Below are 17,824 nucleotides of genomic sequence, written 5' to 3'. Positions count from 1 at the left end.
ATAGTAACAAATGATTACATCCTAATATATGACAGATTTGTATGATTTCACGCATATTCCTGACAAAAAACCGCAGAATATCCTGAATCCTTGGAGAACACAAATTATTTTCAAGAAAGAAATTTATATCAAATATATATTTACTGTTGATTTTTGAACGGTATGTGGTATATTTGGGATGAGCTGCCCGGTGATTCAAGAAAAAGGAGAACAGAATAAAGCATGGAAAAAGAAAAACTCTCAATGATCGGTCATATTCAGGATACACCCCGGGTTTTAAAGAAGGCCTACGCTACCCGCAATGAATATATGACCCGCTTTGTTGACGCTTTTGTCGAGCATGATTTTAAGAAAGTCTATTTCCTGGGGTCCGGTACTTCCAATCATGTTTCGATGGTTATTAAAAATCTCTTTGTCGAGCTGCTGCACGTTGAAGGCGTTGCCTGCGCACCGACGTTGTTTACCTATCATGAGAATCCGAATCCGTCCGGAATTTTTAAGAAAGAAGAAATCTGCGTCATCGGCTTTTCACAGCACGGCGACAGTATCTCAACCTGTGAAGCGGTAAAAAAAGCTGCGGAGGACGGGTATTTCACCATTGCGGTGACCGAACAATTAAACAGTGTGCTGGAAGAATTGGCTGACGTATACTGTCATTTAGTCTGCGAAGAAGAAGAAATCGGTCCGGAAACGCGCGGTTATACGGAAACCATCTTCCAGTTTTACATCCAGGCCATTGAGATCGCGCGGCGTAAAAAACTGATTGATCAAGCCTATTATCAGCAGTTGGATGAAGCGGCTAAGGCGTTGGCCGACAACCTGGAAATAGTTGTCAATGAGTCGATCGACTGGTATAATCGTAATAAAGAAGAATTTTATCAAATGACAAAATCCTCTATCGCAGGCTATGGTCTGAACTATCCAACGGCGCTGGAATCACGCCTGAAATTCTTTGAAACGTATTCCCGGCCGTGTACCGGTTATGAAATGGAAGAACAGATGCATGGACCGATGCGGGCTTACAATCAGGATAACTATATCTTTATGATCGCTTCCGAGGGCCGGAAAGAACTGGAACGCTTGAAGGAGTTAGTTCCGTATTATAAAGACGTCTTTACAGAGCATGTATTTGTGGTCACCTGTGAGGAGGATGTGGCAAGTTCAGAAAGAGATCTGAAATTCTCAGTGAAAACGACGGATCTGCTTTCGCCGATTCTCTATGTGATTCCTTTTCAGGTGCTTTCAGCTCTGATCTGCGAAGACACGGGAATCGACACGAAGGTCAGTCCGGTCAAAAAGCGTTACGTCTCGTCGCATTATCCAAGCCTCAGACATGGAAATGTGGAAGAAACGAAATAAACAGAACACGGCAATTCTGAGAACAAAAGAATTGCCGAAAGTTTGAAAAGCAGGGGGTAAAACATGCCGAAACTTCCAAAATATGTGGAAATCGTGAATTACTTTAAAGAGAAAATCGAAAGTGGAGAGATTGCTAACGATGAACCGTTTCCGCCGGAAAGCGAGATCTGCGCCAGGTTTTCCACCAGTCATATGACGGTTTCCCGGGCCATGAACGAATTAGCCGTGCATGGGTTTATCAAACGGATAAAAGGCAAGGGCACGTTCGCAGATGACAAATTCAAGGCGAAGATCAAAAAAAGCTCGGTGCGGACTGAAAGCATTACGGATATGATCCGCAACGCCGGTTTGGAACCGTCGGCTGAATTGATTAAATATGGAATTATCAAAGGTAAGGAAGCTCCGGACATCGCTGCTCTGCTGCATGTAGCGGAGGACGACTTTCTGCATTTCTTCATCCGGACGCGTTTCGGCAACGGCAGTCTGATCTGTATTTCGTATTCCTATATTTCGCAGAATATTCTGCCGACGATGGATATTAAACGGCTGGAAGGTTCGCTGAACCAGTACATCGAAGAATTGGGGATTGAGCGGTCCTATGGGTATATGGAACTGGGTGCCTGTCTGCCAAGCGCGGAACAGGCCAAACTGATCGGCTCCAATCATGTTCCTCTGCTTCGTCAGACGATCCTGTGGAATGTCAACGACGAACCTTTTGAATTAACAACCCACTATTTTGTTGGAGATAAGTTTACGATCACGCAGGACAAGATCACGGCGCGGCCAACACAAACGACGCTGTCGGATCACGCGCGGGAACCGCTGGTCAAGTAAGGACTTTCCGGCAGAGCAGTCGGATCTGAATGGATTGTTCTTCCTCCATTCTGCTTCGAACAAAAAAATGTAAAAAGAAGGGACGCTCTCATCGAAGGAGTGTCCCTTTGGCGCTCTTCCGGCTTCCGCACAATTCGGGTAAACAGAACACTTTTGAAATCGGAAGTTCCATAACAAAGGCGGAGAGGGCTTGGACATCAATAAGAAATTCAATACAGTCCATGATCAGGAAAAATAGAAAACCGTAAGAAATCCGTTATAAAAATTCACAATTCTTCGCTTTTTCTTTTCCCCAGGCAGGCGTATAGTGGTGTCAAAGGAGTGTGAAGTTATGCGATTTGGAATATTAGGTTATGGTGGGATCGCGCAGCGATTCGTTCATGACAGCGCCCAGGTTGAAGAAGCGGAGATCACATGGATTGCTTCTCAGACCCCAGCCAAGCGGGAAGCGGCGGCCGCGGCAGTGCCCGGCGCACGGATTGCCGACAACTATCAAGCCTGTCTGGCCAGTCCTGAGGTTGACTGCGTTTACATTGCACTGCCGCATGCGCAGCATAAAGCGATGACGCTGGCGGCGCTGGCGCAGCATAAACATGTCCTGGTGGAGAAACCCGCCGCATTTACCAGCGCGGACTGGGATCAGCTGTGCGCGGAAGCGAAACGTCAGGATTGCTTCTTAATGGAAGCGCTGAAGACGCCGTTTTACCCGACCAGCGCGATCGTCAAAAATCTGATCGAAGACGGGGCTATCGGTCAAGTGACCGGCGCCGATGTCAATTACTGTTACGATTTAAAAGGCCAGACAAAACCGGGCTGGTACATCCTGGATCCCCTTCAGGGCGGCGCGCTGTACGACATCGGCAGCTATCTTTATTATTTCGTGTTGGATTTGTTTCCGGACCTGACGCCGACTTTGAACGTGACGGCCCAGCTGCGCGATCACATCGACGTTCACTTCCAATGCGAACTGACGACGGCCAGTGGCGCGCGCATTCTGACCGAAGGCGCGATCGACCGTGAACGTCCGCGCGAAGCCGTGATCCGGGGAACAGAAGGCACGCTGCGGATTCCTTACTATTACCGGGCGGAGGAAATCATTCTGGAAAACGCCCAGGGAACGCAGATGATCCGGCCGACAATTCAGTATACCGATCTGGCGGGGGAGATTGCGGAAGTCTGCCGCTGTGTTGGCAACGGCTGGCGGGAAAGCCCGCTCTATCCACAAGCCAAGACCCGGGAAGTGCTGGCGCTGATGGAAGCGATCCGCAGCCAGTTTCCCCATTGAAATCATGGGAATCAACGTGTGCGAAGACCTTCGTTTCTAATCCGCAAACAATAAAATCTTCTGTTGATTCAGCCCAGAGGAGAAAGAAAACTTCACCAGAAATGGTGATTTTTTTCAGCTTCTGACGCTGAACTGGACTTTCTATACTAAAGGAAGAATGAAAGTCAGAGCGGAGGGGAAAGGGATGGAGAAGTATCAGGAATCAATGAAACACTTTTACCGGCAGGCCCTGTATCTCTGTCTGGCGATGATCGCGCAGCAGCTGATTCTCAACCTGATCACGATTATCGACAACGTGATGGTCGGCCGGTACGGCGATCTCTTCGTTTCATCGGCTGCGATTGTCAACCGCCTGTTTACGGTGCCGAGCAGTTTCCTCAACGGCATTCTGGCGGGCGGGGTTGTGTTTCTCGCCCAATATGCCGGAATTGATCAGCCGCAGCGGATGGTTCAGACGTTCCGCTTTTCTCTGACATCTTCGATCGCGCTGTTGTTTCCGTTTATCCTGGCTGGCCTTGCCTTCCCGCAAACGCTGGTCCGGCTGTTTTCCTCCGATCCGGCGCTGGAAGGCCCGGCGGCGGTCTATCTTCAGCTGCTGGCGCTGTCGATGATTCCTTATGTGCTGTCGCAGGCGATTGCCAATGCGATGCGGGCGATCGGACAGGTGCGCCTTCCGCTGTGGGGCAGCTGCGCCGCCGTCATCGTTAAGATTTTGGCGAATCTGATTTTGCTGGAAGAGATCCCTGGCGGCATGTTGGGGGCGGGTCTGGCGATGCTGCTGTGCCGGTGTGCGGAAGCGCTGATCATGATGGTCCTGATGAAACGCTCGCGGTGCGTCTATGCGCAGGCGTGGAAGACGACGCCGAAAATGCCGCGTTCGCTGGCAATTCAGATTGGAAAAACGATGCTTCCGATCGGATTGAACGAATTATTCTATGGCTTGGGGTTGGCGATGTTATTTAAAGGCTACTCGTCGTTCAGTACGCCGATGACGGCCGGATATGCCATTGCGATGACCTACTATGAGCTGTTCCGGGTGCTTTTTCCCGCGGCCGGCACGGTGCTGACCATTCTGGTCGGTCCGGTTCTGGGGCAGGGAAAGAAAGCGGAGGCCAGGGAGGTTGTGCGGCGTGTGTTCAAACTGGCGCTGGGACTTTCCATCGCGTTTGGAATCCTGATTGATCTCTGCCGCTGGACAATCCCGCTGATCTACACAGGTTCTGCGCTTTCGCTGCGGACGGCGGATCAGCTAATGCAGATCATGGCACTGTTATTCCCGCTGGCGACCGGACATTTTCTTGTGTATTTCGTCTTCCGCAGCGGCGGGGACAGCCGGTCGATCTATCTGATTGATTCGCTGTTCATGTGGATCGTTCCGATTCCCTTGTTGATCGGATTGACGAGGGGAACCGACTTGCCGCTGACTGCGGTTTACTTTCTGGTTGAAATCAGTTATGTACTGAAATGTCTGTTAGCGCTGGGTTTGTTGAAAAAGGAACGATGGCTTAACAATCTGACCCAGCCGGAGGTTTCGCCAAAAGAGCTGTCGGCTTTGAAGCGGGAAATTGAAAACCGCAGCCCGGCAGTACCACAGACAAACCGGATCGAAGCGTTTGCGGAAAACCCGGATGCTCCAACTTTGAAAATCCCGCATTCCGGATCGAATAGTTAACTATAAATAAAAAAGAATTCAGTTTTGACGGTTCATTGTCGTCAAAAGACTGAATTCTTTTTCTGTGATCTGATCGGGCGAACTTTTACTTTGCTGCGCTGTCCGGCTGGCGGATAAAGTGATTTTCCGCTTCATTCTGAATCCTGTTTTTTCAGTGCGCGATTAAGACTCAGAGTCCGGCATCAGTGCGGGCTTGCAGAGAATCTCATGGATCCGGGTGGTGAGGATGGAGGCCGAATAGCCCGGCGTGATCACGACGGCGGTATCCGCTCCGCTTGCGGTTCCGCCCAAAGCTACGACCGGTTTTCCCCATTCGATCGCGTCGGCGTCCAGCGCCATCACCGCGCATTCAAAACAGACCTTGACGCCCTGTCCCAAAGTCCGCAGTGTGGCGGCCATGATTTCCAGCGGATAAATCCCGCTGAACTGACGGCTCAGTCCCCGTTCCCCACTGCTTAACGCGTGGCCGGCGGTGACGATTACGACGCCCTGAGCTTCCAGTTCACGTTTGGTTTTTGCGTCCATCCGGTTGAGACCGCGAGCTTGCACGTCGGTGACGGAACGGACGTCGATCAGTTTTCCGGTAAATCCCTGTTTTCGGGCTTCGGCGATGACGATTTTGGCGGTCGCGCCGGAGGATGAGGCGAAGACGAGATCGGTATTCAGCTGTTTGACTTTGCGGATGCCCTCGGCCACCGCCGCGTTGGTGTTGTGAGGTCCGGGTTGAGCAAATAAAAGCATGATTGATCGCTCCCTTCTGTTTCTATTATAGCGGATTGCCGCACAGAAATCAGGGGGAACGCTGCACTAAGCTTGGTGATCTTTTTCCGTTTTTGTTCCAAAGCACAATCTTCCTATAATAAATCCGCAGGAACACAGAAAGGAGGTTGAAGATGGAGAAAATCGTCATCTTTGATATGGACGGCGTGCTCGTCGATACCGAACCGGTTTATTACAAACGGCTTGAAGATTTTCTGATCAGCCGGGGTTATGCGTTTCCCCGCGCGGTGCTCGACCGGCTTGTCGGCGAAAGCAGCCGCAAAACATTTTCGATTCTAAAACAGGCGGATCCAGCATTTTATGATAGTGAGGAAACCTATCGCCGCGATTACCGGGCGTACCATCAGGGGCAGCGGATCGCGTACCGCGAGCTGGCGAATCCTCACGTACATCAAACGCTGAATCAGCTGAAAAACTCCGGCTGGCGCCTGGCTCTGGCGTCCAGCTCGCCGCGCGCCAACATCGAACAAGTGCTCCGGGAGCTCGCGATCCTGCCCTTGTTTGAAGTGATCGCCAGCGGCAATGATTTCCGGGAAAGCAAGCCGAATCCGGAAATCTATCTGCACGTCGCCGCCCAGCTTCAGGCCAAGCCCCAACAATGCACCGTGATTGAAGATTCCACCTACGGCATTCAGGCTGCCATCCGCGCCGGCATGCGCGTGCTGGCCAAGCGCGACCAGCGGTATGGATTTGATCAATCCCCGGCGCACGCCTTGTTTGACGATCTGGCGGAAATTCCGGCGCTGCTTCACGCCCCGGACGGCTGATGCACTGCACTAGAATTAGTGAAATTAATTGAGTAGTTAATGATTACAAAGCTTTCTATAATGGCATTGAAAAGGACGAATGGAAAGAGGAATAATGTGAAATATCTGATCGCGAGTCATGGCGAATACGCCGCCGGACTGACCAGCGCGGTGTGCCGGCTGGCAGGCGAAAATCCGGACGTGACAGCCCTGTGTGCCTATACCGACGAAACGCCTCTGGAAACCCGCATGCAGAAGATCATGGAGGGCCACGAAGCGGAAACCTGGATTATCATGACCGACCTGCTGGGCGGCAGCGTCAATCAATACATGATGCGCAGCCTGCTGAAGCCCAACTGCCACATCCTCGCCGGGGTCAATCTCGAATTGATTCTCAACGTGCTGAAACTGGAAGAAACAGACGATCTGGCCGCTGATCTGCAGCGCTGCGTCAGCGAAGCGCAGAGCCGGATCTGTTATGTTAATTCATTTATTCAAAAGAAAGGAAGCGAGAGCTGAAAACAAACCGACAGGCCCACCGCATCACAGACCAAGGTTAAGAAAGGGGTAAACACTTATGTTACTAAACGCACTGCTTCTGTCGTTGATCTATCTCGTGTCGAGAACCGATATGATCAACGGTTACATGATGCTGACCAAACCGATCGTTCTCGGACCGCTGGTCGGCCTGGTTTTGGGGGATCTGCAAGCCGGAATTCTGATCGGCGCCACGCTGGAGCTGGCCTTCATCGGCGTCATGAACATCGGTATTTCGGTATCCATGGACGTTTCCATCGCAACGATCGTCGGCGGCGGGCTGGCGATTCTGTCCGGTCAGGACGCGGCGTTCGCGCTGACCATCGCAATTCCGACCGGCATTCTGTTCAATATGTTAAAAACGTTCATCCGCGTCGTCATGCAGTACTGGATCGTCGAGATGCAGAAAGCCTGCGAAATCGGCGATTACAAGAAGGTGGAACGGTATCACTGGCTGACCTGGTGGCTGTTCAGTCTGATCATGATGATTCTGGTCTTCGCGTCCATCTATTTAGGCACCGGCGCAGTTCAGGCGGTCGTCGATTTCATTCCGCAGTGGATCTACAACGGCTTGAAGGTCGGCACGTCGATCTTGCCGGCACTGGGCTTCGCGATGCTGCTGAATATGATCTGGACCCGCGAAATCGGCGCGTTCTACTTCATCGGCTTCGTGCTGTCAGCCTTCCTGGGCATGACCAACACGGGCGTCGCGATCCTGGGCGCAGCCTTCGCGGTGATCGCCTTCTTCTTCATCAAGTCGGAGGACAAGGAAGCGGCGGAAGAGGAAGTCACGGACGAAAAGCGCGAAACCAAGCGTCTGAGCCGCAAGGCGTTAATGGGCGTGTACTGGCGCGCACATACGCTGGAAGCTTCGTTCAACTATCAGAATTATCAGGGCTCGGGTTATTGCTACGCGATGATTCCGGCGTTAAAAGAACTCTATCCGGATAAGAAGGATCTGGCGATGGCGCTCAGCCGTCACTATGAATTCTTCAACACGACGCCGCAGGTATCGACACTGATCTTCGGTATCTCCTGCGCGATGGAAGAAGAAATCTCGAGCAATCCGGATCTGGCTCCGGCTTCGGTCAACGCTGTCAAAGCAGCGCTGATGGGACCGCTGGCCGGCATCGGCGATTCGCTGTTCCAGGGCACCTTCCGCGTCATCGCGGCCGGCGTCGCGGCGCAGTTAGGCTTACAGGGCAACGTGCTGGCGCCTTTCGTCTTCATTCTGCTCTACAACGCACCGCATTTCCTGGCCCGCTGGTATCTGATGTGGAAGTCGTATGATTTCGGAAGCAAGTTTATCAACAAGATCTACAAGTCGAACATCATGGACAAGCTGACGCTGTGCTTCGGCATCCTGGGCCTGATGGTGATCGGCGCGATGACGATGTCGATGGTTTCGGTTTCGACGCCGTTAGTCATTCAGTTTGGCCAGATGGAACCGTTAGCGCTGCAGTCGCTGTTTGATGAAATTCTGCCGGGCCTGCTGCCGCTGTGCATTACGTGGGCGACCGCCTGGCTGTTAAAGAAGCAGGTCAACATGCTGCACATCATGATCGGCATGTTCATTCTGGGCATCGTCTGCAACGTCATCGGCATTCTCTAATCGTAGTCTTCAAACGGCTTATGTCTCCCTGTCCGTGGACTGAAGCGTCCATTTTGGGTCAAGTTTAGCGCGTTTTAAAGCGGCAGGGCAGGCAGACCGCATTGCACAAGGAGGGGAACAAGGCTTTTGCGAAGGGCCTTGCTTCCTCTTTTCCATGAAAAACATAAGGAGGAATTGTCGAAATGGAAACGATGATGGGTTATATTGAAGAAAGCGCGGCGCAGTGCCGCCGCAACATCGAACAAGCTTCACAGCTGGTACAGCCGGCCGTCGATCTGTATACGAAAAAGGAGTACAACCGGATCCTGATCATCGCCTCCGGATCTTCCTACAACGGCTCCTGTCTGGCAAAATACTTTGTCGAAAAGGTCCTCAAGGTCAGAACGGAAGTCGTCACTTCGTTTACCTTTAATCATTATGAAACGATCTTTGATGAAAAGACGTTTGTCTTCGGCGCGGGGCAGAGCGGCCGTTCGACCAACACCAACGACGCCCTGCAGAAAGCCCGCGATCATGGCCTGACGGCGATCGGCCTGACCGGCAATGTCGAGAGCGTCATGAAGGAGCATTGCGATCTGTGTCTGAACTGGGGCATGGGGATTGAAAAGATCGGTTTTGTCACCAAGGGCGTCGTCACGCTCGGCTTATACTACATGTTGTTCGCGATTGAGGCGGGCAAGGCCAAGGGCCTGATCAGCGCGGAAGAAGCCGCCGGATATTATGAACAGCTGAAGCAGGCCTGTGACACGATGGATCAGACGGTGGAAAAAGCAAAACTCTGGTATGCCGCCAATGAAGCAGAGCTGACCGACCTCAAGCGCGTGCAGATTCTGGGCTATGGCCCGAATCACGCCGTTGCACTGGAAGGGGCGTTGAAGATCGCGGAGACGACCGGCCATGCCGCGACCGCTTATGAGATGGAGGAATTCCTGCATGGACCATCGATTGAGACCAACGCTGAGCGCACGGTGATCATCGTCGATTCGCTGGGACAGCCGAGCGACCGCGCGGTCAAAATGTACGAAAGCGTCCATGAGCTCACCTCCCGCGTCTATCTGATCACCAACCGCAAGATCGACGATCCGAAAGTGCTGACGATCAATCATCATCTCGACGAACATTTCAGCGTCCTGTTCAACGTCATCCCATTCCAGGTGATCTCCGCGATGGGCCGCGACAAATGGGTCAATCCGCTGGACGAAGCCCGCAAACGGATGAACGACATCATGGGCTCCAAAGCGCCGAAAACCGGCAACGAAGTCGGCTTGTAAAAAACAAGGAGGAACAAGCGAATGATAAAATTACTGCGTGTTGACGACCGTCTGATCCACGGCGCGGTCGGATTTTCCTGGACGAAGCAGCTGTCGATCAACATGATCATCCTTGCCAACGACGCGATCGCCAAGGATGATTTCCAGAAGATGACGCTGGATATCGCCAAGCCGCGGGGAACGAAGCTGGTCTGCGAAAGCGTGGAGAAAGCGAAGGCGCTGATCCGCACTCACTTAAAAAGCAGCACCAACGTCATGGTCATCACCAACAACATCCCCGACGCCGCCGACATCCTCACCAGCATCCCGGAAATCGGTTCGCTGAATCTGGGCGGAATCCGCAAGAACGCTGAAACGAAGGAGAACCTGATCGGCGCGATCGCGGTGTCGCAGAAGGATATCGAGCTGTGCAATAAGCTGGTCAGCGACGGCTTTGAGGTCGAGCTGCGCCTGATTCCGGATGGGAAGAAGACGTACTTCAAGGATTATAAGCTGCAGTAGCACATCATGCAGGGGCAACCCTGCATTCTTTTAAGAGAGGAGGGGAAGCGGATGGAATACATCAGCGACCGCCTGGAACAAATTTTGATTTTGCTGGGGGAAGCCTCCCAGCCGCTGACCAGCGCCCAGCTGGCGGAAAAGGTCAAGGTGTCGGCGCGCACGGTCAAAAAAGACATCGGCGAGCTGAACGCGATCCTCAAGGACTACGACGCGGCTATTCTGGCCCGGACCGGGGTCGGTTACCAGCTGTCGGTGGGCGATGAATTTCTCTATAATCAGTTTCTGACGGAGCTGAAGCGGCGTGAGCTGCGAACCGCGCAGACCGTGCCGAAGTACCGTTACGAACGCGTCAATTACATCGTGAAGAAGCTGTTGACGGTGGATTATTATCTGACGATCGAGGATTTAGTCGACGAGCTGTATATCAGCCGCTCCACGCTGACCGCCGATCTGAAGGAAGTGCGGGAAATCTTCAAGGACTACAATCTGGAGCTGATTTCCCGGCCGAATTATGGAATATTGTTAGTCGGGGAGGAAATTGCCAAACGGCTGTGCATCGCCGAATATTTCTTTCACGCCAATGTCTCGACAGGCTATTTTGCGGCTGACAACGCGATGTTTGTTTCCAGCACCAATCAGAATGAAATCCGGTTTGTGCGCGACCTGTTGGAAGAAATTATGGAAAAATACGGCATTCACATGTCCGATCAGTCGCTGCAGAATTTCGTGATCCACATCATCGTCTCCATCCGGCGCTGGAAATTCTACAATTACGTAAAAATTGAGAACGGAAATCTGGATGAGTTTCGAACGAGCGTCGCGCGGGAATGGCCGGCGGCGCAGGATTTGGTGCAGCGGCTGCAGGACAAGCTTGAAATCTTATTGCCGCAGGAGGAGATTCTCTACTTCGCGCTGCATTTCAAGTCCAAGCACATCACGGAACTGGACGAAATTACCAGCGAGGAAATCGAACAGGTAGAGAAAACACTGTACGATATTTACCGGATGCTGCAAAAGCGCTTCGGCGTGATCGCGATCAATAAGGATCGCTACGAGGAATATCTGCGGATGCACATCCCGGCGATGGTTGCGCGGCTGCGCAGCGGTCTGGTCATGCGCAATCCGATGATCTATGAATTCCTGAATAAATATTTGTTTTCCACTCACATCACGATGATGATCAGCGATATTCTGGAACAGAATTTCAACGTCCGGATGAATAAAAATGAATTTGCCTATCTCGTGCTGTATACCAATCTGTTGTTCTCCACGGAGAGCCGGCCGCACGGCGCCAAGATTTTAGTCGTGTGCGGACGGGGCCGGCCGGAAACGATCACGCTGATCAATGAGATCAACGAAAATCACGCGGCGCTGGCGAACATGATTGAGATCTGCGACGTCGGCGAGTTGGAAAATCATGATCTGCATCAGGCGGAACTGATCCTCAGCACGGTGCCGCTGCAGGCATCCTATCCGGTGCCGTCGATTTATATGGACGGCCGGCTGTCGTATGGCGAACAGATCCAGCAGTCGATCAAGCACAACCGCCTGTCCTTCCGCAAGCTGGCGCGCTATTTTTCCCCGCGCTATTTCAACGGCAGTCTCAAGGGGAGCGTGCGCGACGAGGTGTTCCGCGAGGTGGCTAAAGCGTTTGACAACTGGAAAGAGATTCTGGCGATGTTTTGGGAAGCGGAGCATATCCTGTCACATGAAACGACCAAAGGCGTCGTCTTCCTGCACACGTTAAAACCTTTGCCGGAAAGCTTCATCTATATCGGTTTTCTGAAAAAGCCGATTATCTGGAACAAGCTGTGGGCACAAGCGGTCATCTTCGTCAACATCAACGGCGATCTGGATTCGCTGCGGCTGGGCTATGATTTCATCAGCGAGATGATCAACGATCCCCGCGAACCGTTTTCAGGGAAAATCACGGAGTATGAAGATTTGATTGAAGTGTTAAGTAAAAATTAGAAAGGAGCGGGCACATGCGATATTTGATTGCCGGACATGGCGACTATGCCCAGGGCGTGGCCAACACGCTGAAATTTTTTAAGGATGATCTGAACAATGTGGATCTGCTTCCGTACAATAACGATTTTGAACAACAGCTGCAGGCGTATCTGGACCGGCGGGATCCGGCGGAGCCGTTGTGCGTCGTGACGGATCTGGTCGGGGGGAGCGTCAATCTGGAAGCGATGCGGCAGCTGCGAACGCGGGATTTCTATCTGATCAGCGGAGCGAATATTTCGGTGTTATTGGAAATGTTGTTTTCCGAGGTGAGCGACGGGACGCAGATCGAGGAGATTGTAAACGCGGCGAAGGATCAGATGGTTTATGTCAATGCCATGATGGGAGCGCGGTCTGAATGATCCGACAGGTCAGCGTGGACGATCGCCTGCTTCATGGACAGGTGGCGTTTTACTGGACCAGCTATTACAATCTGGATATGATTCTCGTCCTGAACGACGAGGCGGCAAACGACGAATTCACCAAGATGATTCTGGGGCTGGCGAAGCCGCGCGAGGTGCGCTTACAGATCGCGGAGGTGGAAGCGGGCTTTGAGATCGTACGCAGGCAGCTGGAATCGCCGGACAACGTGCTGATCATCGTCGGCAGTCTGTTCGACGCCAATCAGGTGCTGGAACATTTCCGCGAGCTGAAAACGCTGAATCTGGGCGGCCTGCGGATGCGCCCCAACGGGAAGATCCTGAACGAGCGGACGGCGCTGACCAGCGAGGACATCGCGATCTGCCGGCGGTTGTTAGAACGGAAGATTACGATCACGGTGCGGCATTCGCCCGAGGCAGCGGAAAGCTTGTTGACGGAGAGCGTGCTGAAGCAGCTTTAGAAGTCAGGATCAGACAAGGCTATCCTGAGCTTTTAACCGAGGCGGTTTTCGCCAAAGGATTTCGCATTCCCGACCGCGGAACAAACGGCGAGGGCAGGCATATGATCGAGAACGCGATCAGCCAGCGGAGGCAGCGCAAGCTTGCTTCATTTCAGTCGGGAGAGAATGCGGCCTCTAAAGATATAAAAAAATCAGGGTTTCGCGGCTTAAGCGCCGGAGCCCTGATTTTTAAAATGCTTTCTGAACTGCGTCGGGGTTACCCCCAGCGCGGTTTTAAAGGTGCTGCAGAACAAATAGATGGAGGAGAAGCCGGTCGCGTCCGCAATCGCGGTGATCGAATCATCCGTTGTTTTCAGCAATTCCTGGCTTTTCTGCAGCTTAAACTGCAGGATAAACTGGCTGGGCGACTGCTGGACGAGCTTTTTAAAGCAGCGGTATAAATAACTCTGCGAGACATGCGCGATTTCGCACAGCTTGTCGACTGTGATATTTTCGCTCAAATGCTCCTGCAGATAGCGGACGCATTGGTTGAATACCGTTTCCTCGCTGGAGCGGACATGCGGGGAAGCTGCCCGCTGATGATCACCTTCCTGCCGCAGAATCCGCAGCCGCAGCATCAGGCTTTGCAGAAGCAGGACTGCTTCCAGATAATAACCCGGCTCCTGCTCGTTGACCTTTTTAATCGTGTGCTGCAGCTGATGCACCAGCACTTCGTTGATCGTATCGTGCAGCACCAGAATCTGCGTCAGCTCCAGCGACTCGATAAACCGTGCGATTTTATGCACCGGCTGAACGGTAAAATGGAGAAAGAAAAACTCGATTGTGTCTTCGCCGACGGAACTGACCGTATAAAAGGCGTTGATCGGCACGATCAGCAGATCGCCCGGCCCGACCTGGTATTCCTGATCCTCAACGATAATCCGGCAATGTCCATGCAGGAAGAACAGGATCTTGAAATGGTTCATGAAAATGCTGTGATTGATCAAAGGCGGCTTCTTGGAAAACCTTCCTATTTTAAGAATTTCATAATCAAATTCTTCTTCGATTTTGGAGAAATTATCTTTCTTTATGGGCGTATAAATTGAATTCATTCCACAATCACCTCAGTTTCTGTTGAATTAAGTATAACATAGATTTCCATAATGCAAAAATGAAGGTTCTGAAATTCTTAAAATCAGGAGTGAATTTGATATTGTGAAAACATTCTTAAATGATAAACTTACAATCAGAAGGGAAGGAAAGAAATGAAGAAAACAGTAGCCTTATGTTCAGCCTTCTTGTTGATGGTTTCCGCGATGAGCGGATGCTCAACGTCCAACAACAAGCCTGTGGAACAACAACCGTCAGCGCCGGCTACGGCGTATGATGAAGAGAAAACAGCCGACGTCATCGTCGTAGGCGCAGGCGGAGCGGGGTTATCCGCTGCGATCGCGGCCACCGACAACGGCGCGCAGAACGTCATCATTATTGAAAAGACAAACCGTACCGGCGGGAATCTGAATCTGACGTCCGGATCGATGTCTGCGGCGGAAACCTCGCTGCAGAAGGAAGCCGGCATCGAAGACACGAAGGCTTCCTTTGTGGAAGACATCATGAAAAACGGCGCTCAGCTGGGCAACCGCGAACTGATCGAAACCTTTGTTAACGAAGATACCGACATGTTCGAATGGATGCTGGAGCACGGCTTAGCCGACAACGAATTCTCGTTAGACAAAGCGACCGGCGGCAAAGCGGTCTTCGCGCCGGAACATCAGTTATATTCCGTTCAGCGGACCTACAAACCGAAGGCCGACGACAAGGAACATTATTCCAGCGCAGCGCATGAGGTGCTCGATCAGTACATCAAGACGCTGGACAACGTTACGATTGATTTCAACACCGACGGCGTGAAGCTGCTGGCGAACGACAAGGGTCAGGTCTTAAGCGTTGAAGCGGTTGCCGAAGACGGCAAGACGATTAAATATACTGCCAACAAAGGCGTCGTGATGGCGACCGGCGGTTATTCCGGAAACTTCAAGCTGATGGGCAAATACGCGGAACACGGCGCGGATTACCTCAGCTCTACAACCTCGATGGGCGAAGGGCTGCGGATGATGCAGGAAGTCGGCGCCAACGTCGATGAGACAGCGATGAGCTACATCCCGACGTTCCCGATGGGCGTGCAGACAGGTCCGCAGAGCGGAACGATCGGTTCTACTTACACCTGGAAGGCCGGCGGCATCTGCGTCAATCAGGAAGGCAAGCGGTTTGTCAACGAACAGGAAGCGCGCGTCGATGTGCGTGAAGTCGCGCTGGAAGAACAGCCGGGCGCGGTTCAATATGATATCTTCACCGACAAGATCGTTGCGGATCTTTCTGCAGCCGGCGGCGATATGATGTATCAGCTTTATTTCAATCCGGAAACCGGACGGGCGAAGAACCTGGTGAAGTCGGCGGCGACGCTGGACGAACTGGCCGCGCTGATCAACGTTCCGGCGGATGCGCTGAAGGCTACGGTTGAAACTTACAACAAAGCCGTCGACGGCGAAGTTGAAGATGAATTCGGACGCAGCTTTGACGCGACGCCATCCGCTTACAGCCTGGCGGTCAACAAGATCGAAGGCGACAAGTATTATGCGATTCCGTTAAAAGCGTTGGTTGTGATGACGCTGGGCGGCGTTTCGATCGACACGCAGACGCATGTTCTGGATGAAAGCGGCAACGTCATTCCGGGTCTGTACGCGGCAGGCGAATGCACCGGCGGCATCTGGGGCAAGTTCGTTTCCGGCGGCACCGGCGTCATGGGCCCGATCACCTTCGGACGGATTGCAGGCCGTACAGCTATGACGGATACCTTGGCGGAAGGCTATACCGTGAAAGCGGCATCCAACCTGTTCGACGCTTCCTTGTTTGAGAAGGAAACGGCGTCCGCGGATCGCTTCGATATGAGCAAGACGCTGAAAGACGGCGAATACACGGCGACGGTCGAAGGTCAGGAAGGTCAGATGACAGTCAAGACAACGATTGCGGACGGCAAGATCAGCGCGGTTGAAATCGTTGAACAGCATGAAACAGCGGGTGTCGCCGATAAGGCGATCAGTGATCTGCCGGCGGCGATCGTTGCGGAAAACTCCGTCAACGTCGACACAATCTCGGGCTGCACGCTGTCCAGCGGCAGAATTCTGGATGCGGTCACCGACTGCCTGAACCAGGCTTCCGCACAGTAATTCAAGTTTACCTCAAGAAAGAAGACAGAATGATCCCAAACGATTGTTCTGTCTTTTCTTATAGTATGAATTGCAAAGAGTTTGCAGCGGATTCAGTTTATCAACTCAATGTTTTCTCCCAAAGTAATTGCTCTAAATCCATTAAATTCAAAGTCTCGCATAGATAACCAAATGCATCGAAATTAAATTTTTTGAGATAGAATAATGTTTTCAAAGGATCAGGTAACTTTCTAATTTCTTTGCAATTCACTAAATTAACGGTTTTTTCAAATTCATGATCCGTGAGTAAGCATCCGCAAAGATATAAAACTTTTGAGGCTTGATCTGCAGCAATATCCGGGTTATATTTGTAACCCAATAGATGTCCTTTTATTTTTCGTATCCCTTGTAAGAATAATTCATAATCATTCTTAAGTATAGAACCTTTAGCCATAATACATAGACAAGAACGTATCGTATCAATTAAACAGTCTTTATAGTGAATGTTCAAATTTCTGAATCCAATTTCCATTTCTGCTGTTTTGATGTAGGTTGCTTTTACTGCGTGAAAGTCCTCAAGTTCATCAAATAAACAAGCAATGTCGTTTAATTGCTTAATAATTTCTAACTCTTTATCCACACCAAATGGAATTCCTATTGTATAGGGAGCAAATGCCGTTAATTTATCTCCTAGAATACAATCCACAGTGGGTATCTTTACAAAAATGTTGGGTTGTTTAACATTCAGAAAACGATTTTCGATATTTCTCTCTAAAAGCTTAACATATGGACATTCCTCAAAAACGACATCTAAAATGATATTAGTATTTGTTGACTGGATAGGTGAGTCATAGTAGAAACGATAATGTCTTTTCTCAATGTTGTTTCCGCCTCTTCTGATATTCTCCTCCATGTGCTTAAATGGAAAAACTTGTTCTGCTTTATGCAAATATTCATTTAAATCAGTATTTGGTTCCACGATGATGTCAATATCCGTAGATAATCGTTTAGGATTATCCAAAAGTAATAACAAACATGTCCCGCCTTTGAAAATGAATGGCATTTTCACTCTCGATAAGGCTTCAAGTAATCCGAAGGCAAAGAGACATCTTTCTACAAGATTGCGGTCTGCTTTTATATCCTCGGTTAAACTTTGAATATAGTTTTGTGTATAAATATTGGTATCAATCATTT

The 17,824-nt window shown here is 51.1% G+C and carries 16 protein-coding genes; 13 read left to right on the top strand and 3 right to left on the bottom strand.

What is annotated here, in order from left to right; all coding sequences use genetic code 11:
- Positions 1 to 222 precede the first annotated feature (222 nt).
- The 4 genes from I2G61_RS08375 to I2G61_RS08360 all read left to right on the top strand — a co-directional run bounded on the left by I2G61_RS08375 (position 223) and on the right by I2G61_RS08360 (position 5,150).
- Complete coding sequence (locus I2G61_RS08375) at positions 223 to 1,359, top strand: SIS domain-containing protein (RefSeq protein WP_072685458.1); 1,137 nt, start codon at positions 223 to 225, stop codon at positions 1,357 to 1,359.
- Between the two features lie 63 nt (positions 1,360 to 1,422).
- Positions 1,423 to 2,193, top strand: a complete 771-nt coding sequence (locus I2G61_RS08370) for a GntR family transcriptional regulator (RefSeq protein ID WP_072685459.1) — start codon at positions 1,423 to 1,425, stop codon at positions 2,191 to 2,193.
- A 331-nt stretch (positions 2,194 to 2,524) separates the two neighbouring features.
- On the top strand, positions 2,525 to 3,478 hold the full coding sequence (locus I2G61_RS08365) for a Gfo/Idh/MocA family protein (RefSeq protein ID WP_072685461.1): 954 nt from the start codon (positions 2,525 to 2,527) through the stop codon (positions 3,476 to 3,478).
- Positions 3,479 to 3,662: 184 nt separating this feature from the next.
- Entirely contained in the window at positions 3,663 to 5,150 is a 1,488-nt protein-coding gene (locus I2G61_RS08360) for an MATE family efflux transporter (RefSeq protein WP_072685462.1), read from the top strand.
- 162 nt (positions 5,151 to 5,312) lie between these two features.
- Here I2G61_RS08360 and I2G61_RS08355 read toward each other — a convergent pair whose 3' ends face one another.
- On the bottom strand, positions 5,313 to 5,891 hold the full coding sequence (locus I2G61_RS08355) for a pyruvate kinase alpha/beta domain-containing protein (protein ID WP_072685463.1): 579 nt from the start codon (positions 5,889 to 5,891) through the stop codon (positions 5,313 to 5,315).
- Between the two features lie 152 nt (positions 5,892 to 6,043).
- Between I2G61_RS08355 and I2G61_RS08350 the strand changes: the two genes are divergently transcribed.
- The 8 genes from I2G61_RS08350 to I2G61_RS08315 all read left to right on the top strand — a co-directional run bounded on the left by I2G61_RS08350 (position 6,044) and on the right by I2G61_RS08315 (position 13,445).
- Positions 6,044 to 6,697, top strand: coding sequence for an HAD family phosphatase (locus I2G61_RS08350; RefSeq protein ID WP_072685464.1), 654 nt, complete (start codon positions 6,044 to 6,046; stop codon positions 6,695 to 6,697).
- A 96-nt stretch (positions 6,698 to 6,793) separates the two neighbouring features.
- A complete protein-coding gene (locus I2G61_RS08345) occupies positions 6,794 to 7,195 on the top strand; it encodes a PTS sugar transporter subunit IIA (RefSeq protein WP_072685465.1) in 402 nt (133 codons plus the stop codon).
- A 58-nt stretch (positions 7,196 to 7,253) separates the two neighbouring features.
- A complete protein-coding gene (locus I2G61_RS08340; RefSeq protein ID WP_006057892.1) occupies positions 7,254 to 8,825 on the top strand; it encodes a PTS system mannose/fructose/sorbose family transporter subunit IID in 1,572 nt (523 codons plus the stop codon).
- Between the two features lie 182 nt (positions 8,826 to 9,007).
- On the top strand, positions 9,008 to 10,096 hold the full coding sequence (locus I2G61_RS08335) for an SIS domain-containing protein (RefSeq protein ID WP_072685466.1): 1,089 nt from the start codon (positions 9,008 to 9,010) through the stop codon (positions 10,094 to 10,096).
- 21 nt (positions 10,097 to 10,117) lie between these two features.
- Positions 10,118 to 10,597 carry a PTS sugar transporter subunit IIB gene (locus I2G61_RS08330; RefSeq protein WP_006057890.1) on the top strand — a complete coding sequence of 160 codons (480 nt, stop codon included), beginning with the start codon at positions 10,118 to 10,120 and terminating at the stop codon, positions 10,595 to 10,597.
- Positions 10,598 to 10,648: 51 nt separating this feature from the next.
- On the top strand, positions 10,649 to 12,568 hold the full coding sequence (locus tag I2G61_RS08325; protein ID WP_072685468.1) for a BglG family transcription antiterminator: 1,920 nt from the start codon (positions 10,649 to 10,651) through the stop codon (positions 12,566 to 12,568).
- Positions 12,569 to 12,582: 14 nt separating this feature from the next.
- Positions 12,583 to 12,966, top strand: coding sequence for a PTS sugar transporter subunit IIA (locus I2G61_RS08320; RefSeq protein ID WP_072685469.1), 384 nt, complete (start codon positions 12,583 to 12,585; stop codon positions 12,964 to 12,966).
- Entirely contained in the window at positions 12,963 to 13,445 is a 483-nt protein-coding gene (locus I2G61_RS08315; RefSeq protein ID WP_072685470.1) for a PTS sugar transporter subunit IIB, read from the top strand. Before I2G61_RS08320 ends, I2G61_RS08315 begins: the two co-directional genes overlap by 4 nt.
- Positions 13,446 to 13,651: 206 nt before the next feature.
- Here the strand turns inward: I2G61_RS08315 and I2G61_RS08310 are convergent, their stop codons facing one another.
- Positions 13,652 to 14,536: an AraC family transcriptional regulator gene (locus I2G61_RS08310; RefSeq protein ID WP_072685471.1), complete on the bottom strand. Its 885-nt coding sequence runs from the start codon at positions 14,534 to 14,536 to the stop codon at positions 13,652 to 13,654.
- A gap of 153 nt (positions 14,537 to 14,689) precedes the next feature.
- On the opposite strand from I2G61_RS08310, the gene I2G61_RS08305 reads away from it, so the two are divergent.
- Positions 14,690 to 16,651, top strand: a complete 1,962-nt coding sequence (locus I2G61_RS08305) for an FAD-dependent oxidoreductase (RefSeq protein ID WP_072685472.1) — start codon at positions 14,690 to 14,692, stop codon at positions 16,649 to 16,651.
- A gap of 100 nt (positions 16,652 to 16,751) precedes the next feature.
- Here I2G61_RS08305 and I2G61_RS08300 read toward each other — a convergent pair whose 3' ends face one another.
- Positions 16,752 to 17,822 (bottom strand): nucleotidyl transferase AbiEii/AbiGii toxin family protein, encoded by a 1,071-nt coding sequence (locus I2G61_RS08300; protein ID WP_072685473.1) that lies wholly within the window; start codon positions 17,820 to 17,822, stop codon positions 16,752 to 16,754.
- Positions 17,823 to 17,824: the final 2 nt, after the last annotated feature.

Origin of the sequence: Holdemania sp. 1001095H_141210_F2 (assembly GCF_015558105.1) — a bacterium.
GTDB lineage: Bacteria > Bacillota_I > Bacilli_A > Erysipelotrichales > Erysipelotrichaceae > Holdemania.
The sequence above is the reverse complement of the archived record's forward strand: the minus strand, read 5'-3'. Positions and strand labels throughout refer to the sequence as shown.

What these genes read in the sequence shown, in the direction of transcription:
- I2G61_RS08375 (WP_072685458.1), top strand. Translation starts at nt 223, where the DNA reads ATGGAAAAAGAAAAACTCTCAATGATCGGTCATATTCAGGATACACCC.
- I2G61_RS08370 (WP_072685459.1), top strand. Translation starts at nt 1,423, where the DNA reads ATGCCGAAACTTCCAAAATATGTGGAAATCGTGAATTACTTTAAAGAG.
- I2G61_RS08365 (WP_072685461.1), top strand. Translation starts at nt 2,525, where the DNA reads ATGCGATTTGGAATATTAGGTTATGGTGGGATCGCGCAGCGATTCGTT.
- I2G61_RS08360 (WP_072685462.1), top strand. Translation starts at nt 3,663, where the DNA reads ATGGAGAAGTATCAGGAATCAATGAAACACTTTTACCGGCAGGCCCTG.
- I2G61_RS08355 (WP_072685463.1), bottom strand. Translation starts at nt 5,891, where the DNA reads ATGCTTTTATTTGCTCAACCCGGACCTCACAACACCAACGCGGCGGTG.
- I2G61_RS08350 (WP_072685464.1), top strand. Translation starts at nt 6,044, where the DNA reads ATGGAGAAAATCGTCATCTTTGATATGGACGGCGTGCTCGTCGATACC.
- I2G61_RS08340 (WP_006057892.1), top strand. Translation starts at nt 7,254, where the DNA reads ATGTTACTAAACGCACTGCTTCTGTCGTTGATCTATCTCGTGTCGAGA.
- I2G61_RS08335 (WP_072685466.1), top strand. Translation starts at nt 9,008, where the DNA reads ATGGAAACGATGATGGGTTATATTGAAGAAAGCGCGGCGCAGTGCCGC.
- I2G61_RS08330 (WP_006057890.1), top strand. Translation starts at nt 10,118, where the DNA reads ATGATAAAATTACTGCGTGTTGACGACCGTCTGATCCACGGCGCGGTC.
- I2G61_RS08325 (WP_072685468.1), top strand. Translation starts at nt 10,649, where the DNA reads ATGGAATACATCAGCGACCGCCTGGAACAAATTTTGATTTTGCTGGGG.
- I2G61_RS08320 (WP_072685469.1), top strand. Translation starts at nt 12,583, where the DNA reads ATGCGATATTTGATTGCCGGACATGGCGACTATGCCCAGGGCGTGGCC.
- I2G61_RS08315 (WP_072685470.1), top strand. Translation starts at nt 12,963, where the DNA reads ATGATCCGACAGGTCAGCGTGGACGATCGCCTGCTTCATGGACAGGTG.
- I2G61_RS08310 (WP_072685471.1), bottom strand. Translation starts at nt 14,536, where the DNA reads ATGAATTCAATTTATACGCCCATAAAGAAAGATAATTTCTCCAAAATC.
- I2G61_RS08305 (WP_072685472.1), top strand. Translation starts at nt 14,690, where the DNA reads ATGAAGAAAACAGTAGCCTTATGTTCAGCCTTCTTGTTGATGGTTTCC.
- I2G61_RS08300 (WP_072685473.1), bottom strand. Translation starts at nt 17,822, where the DNA reads ATGATTGATACCAATATTTATACACAAAACTATATTCAAAGTTTAACC.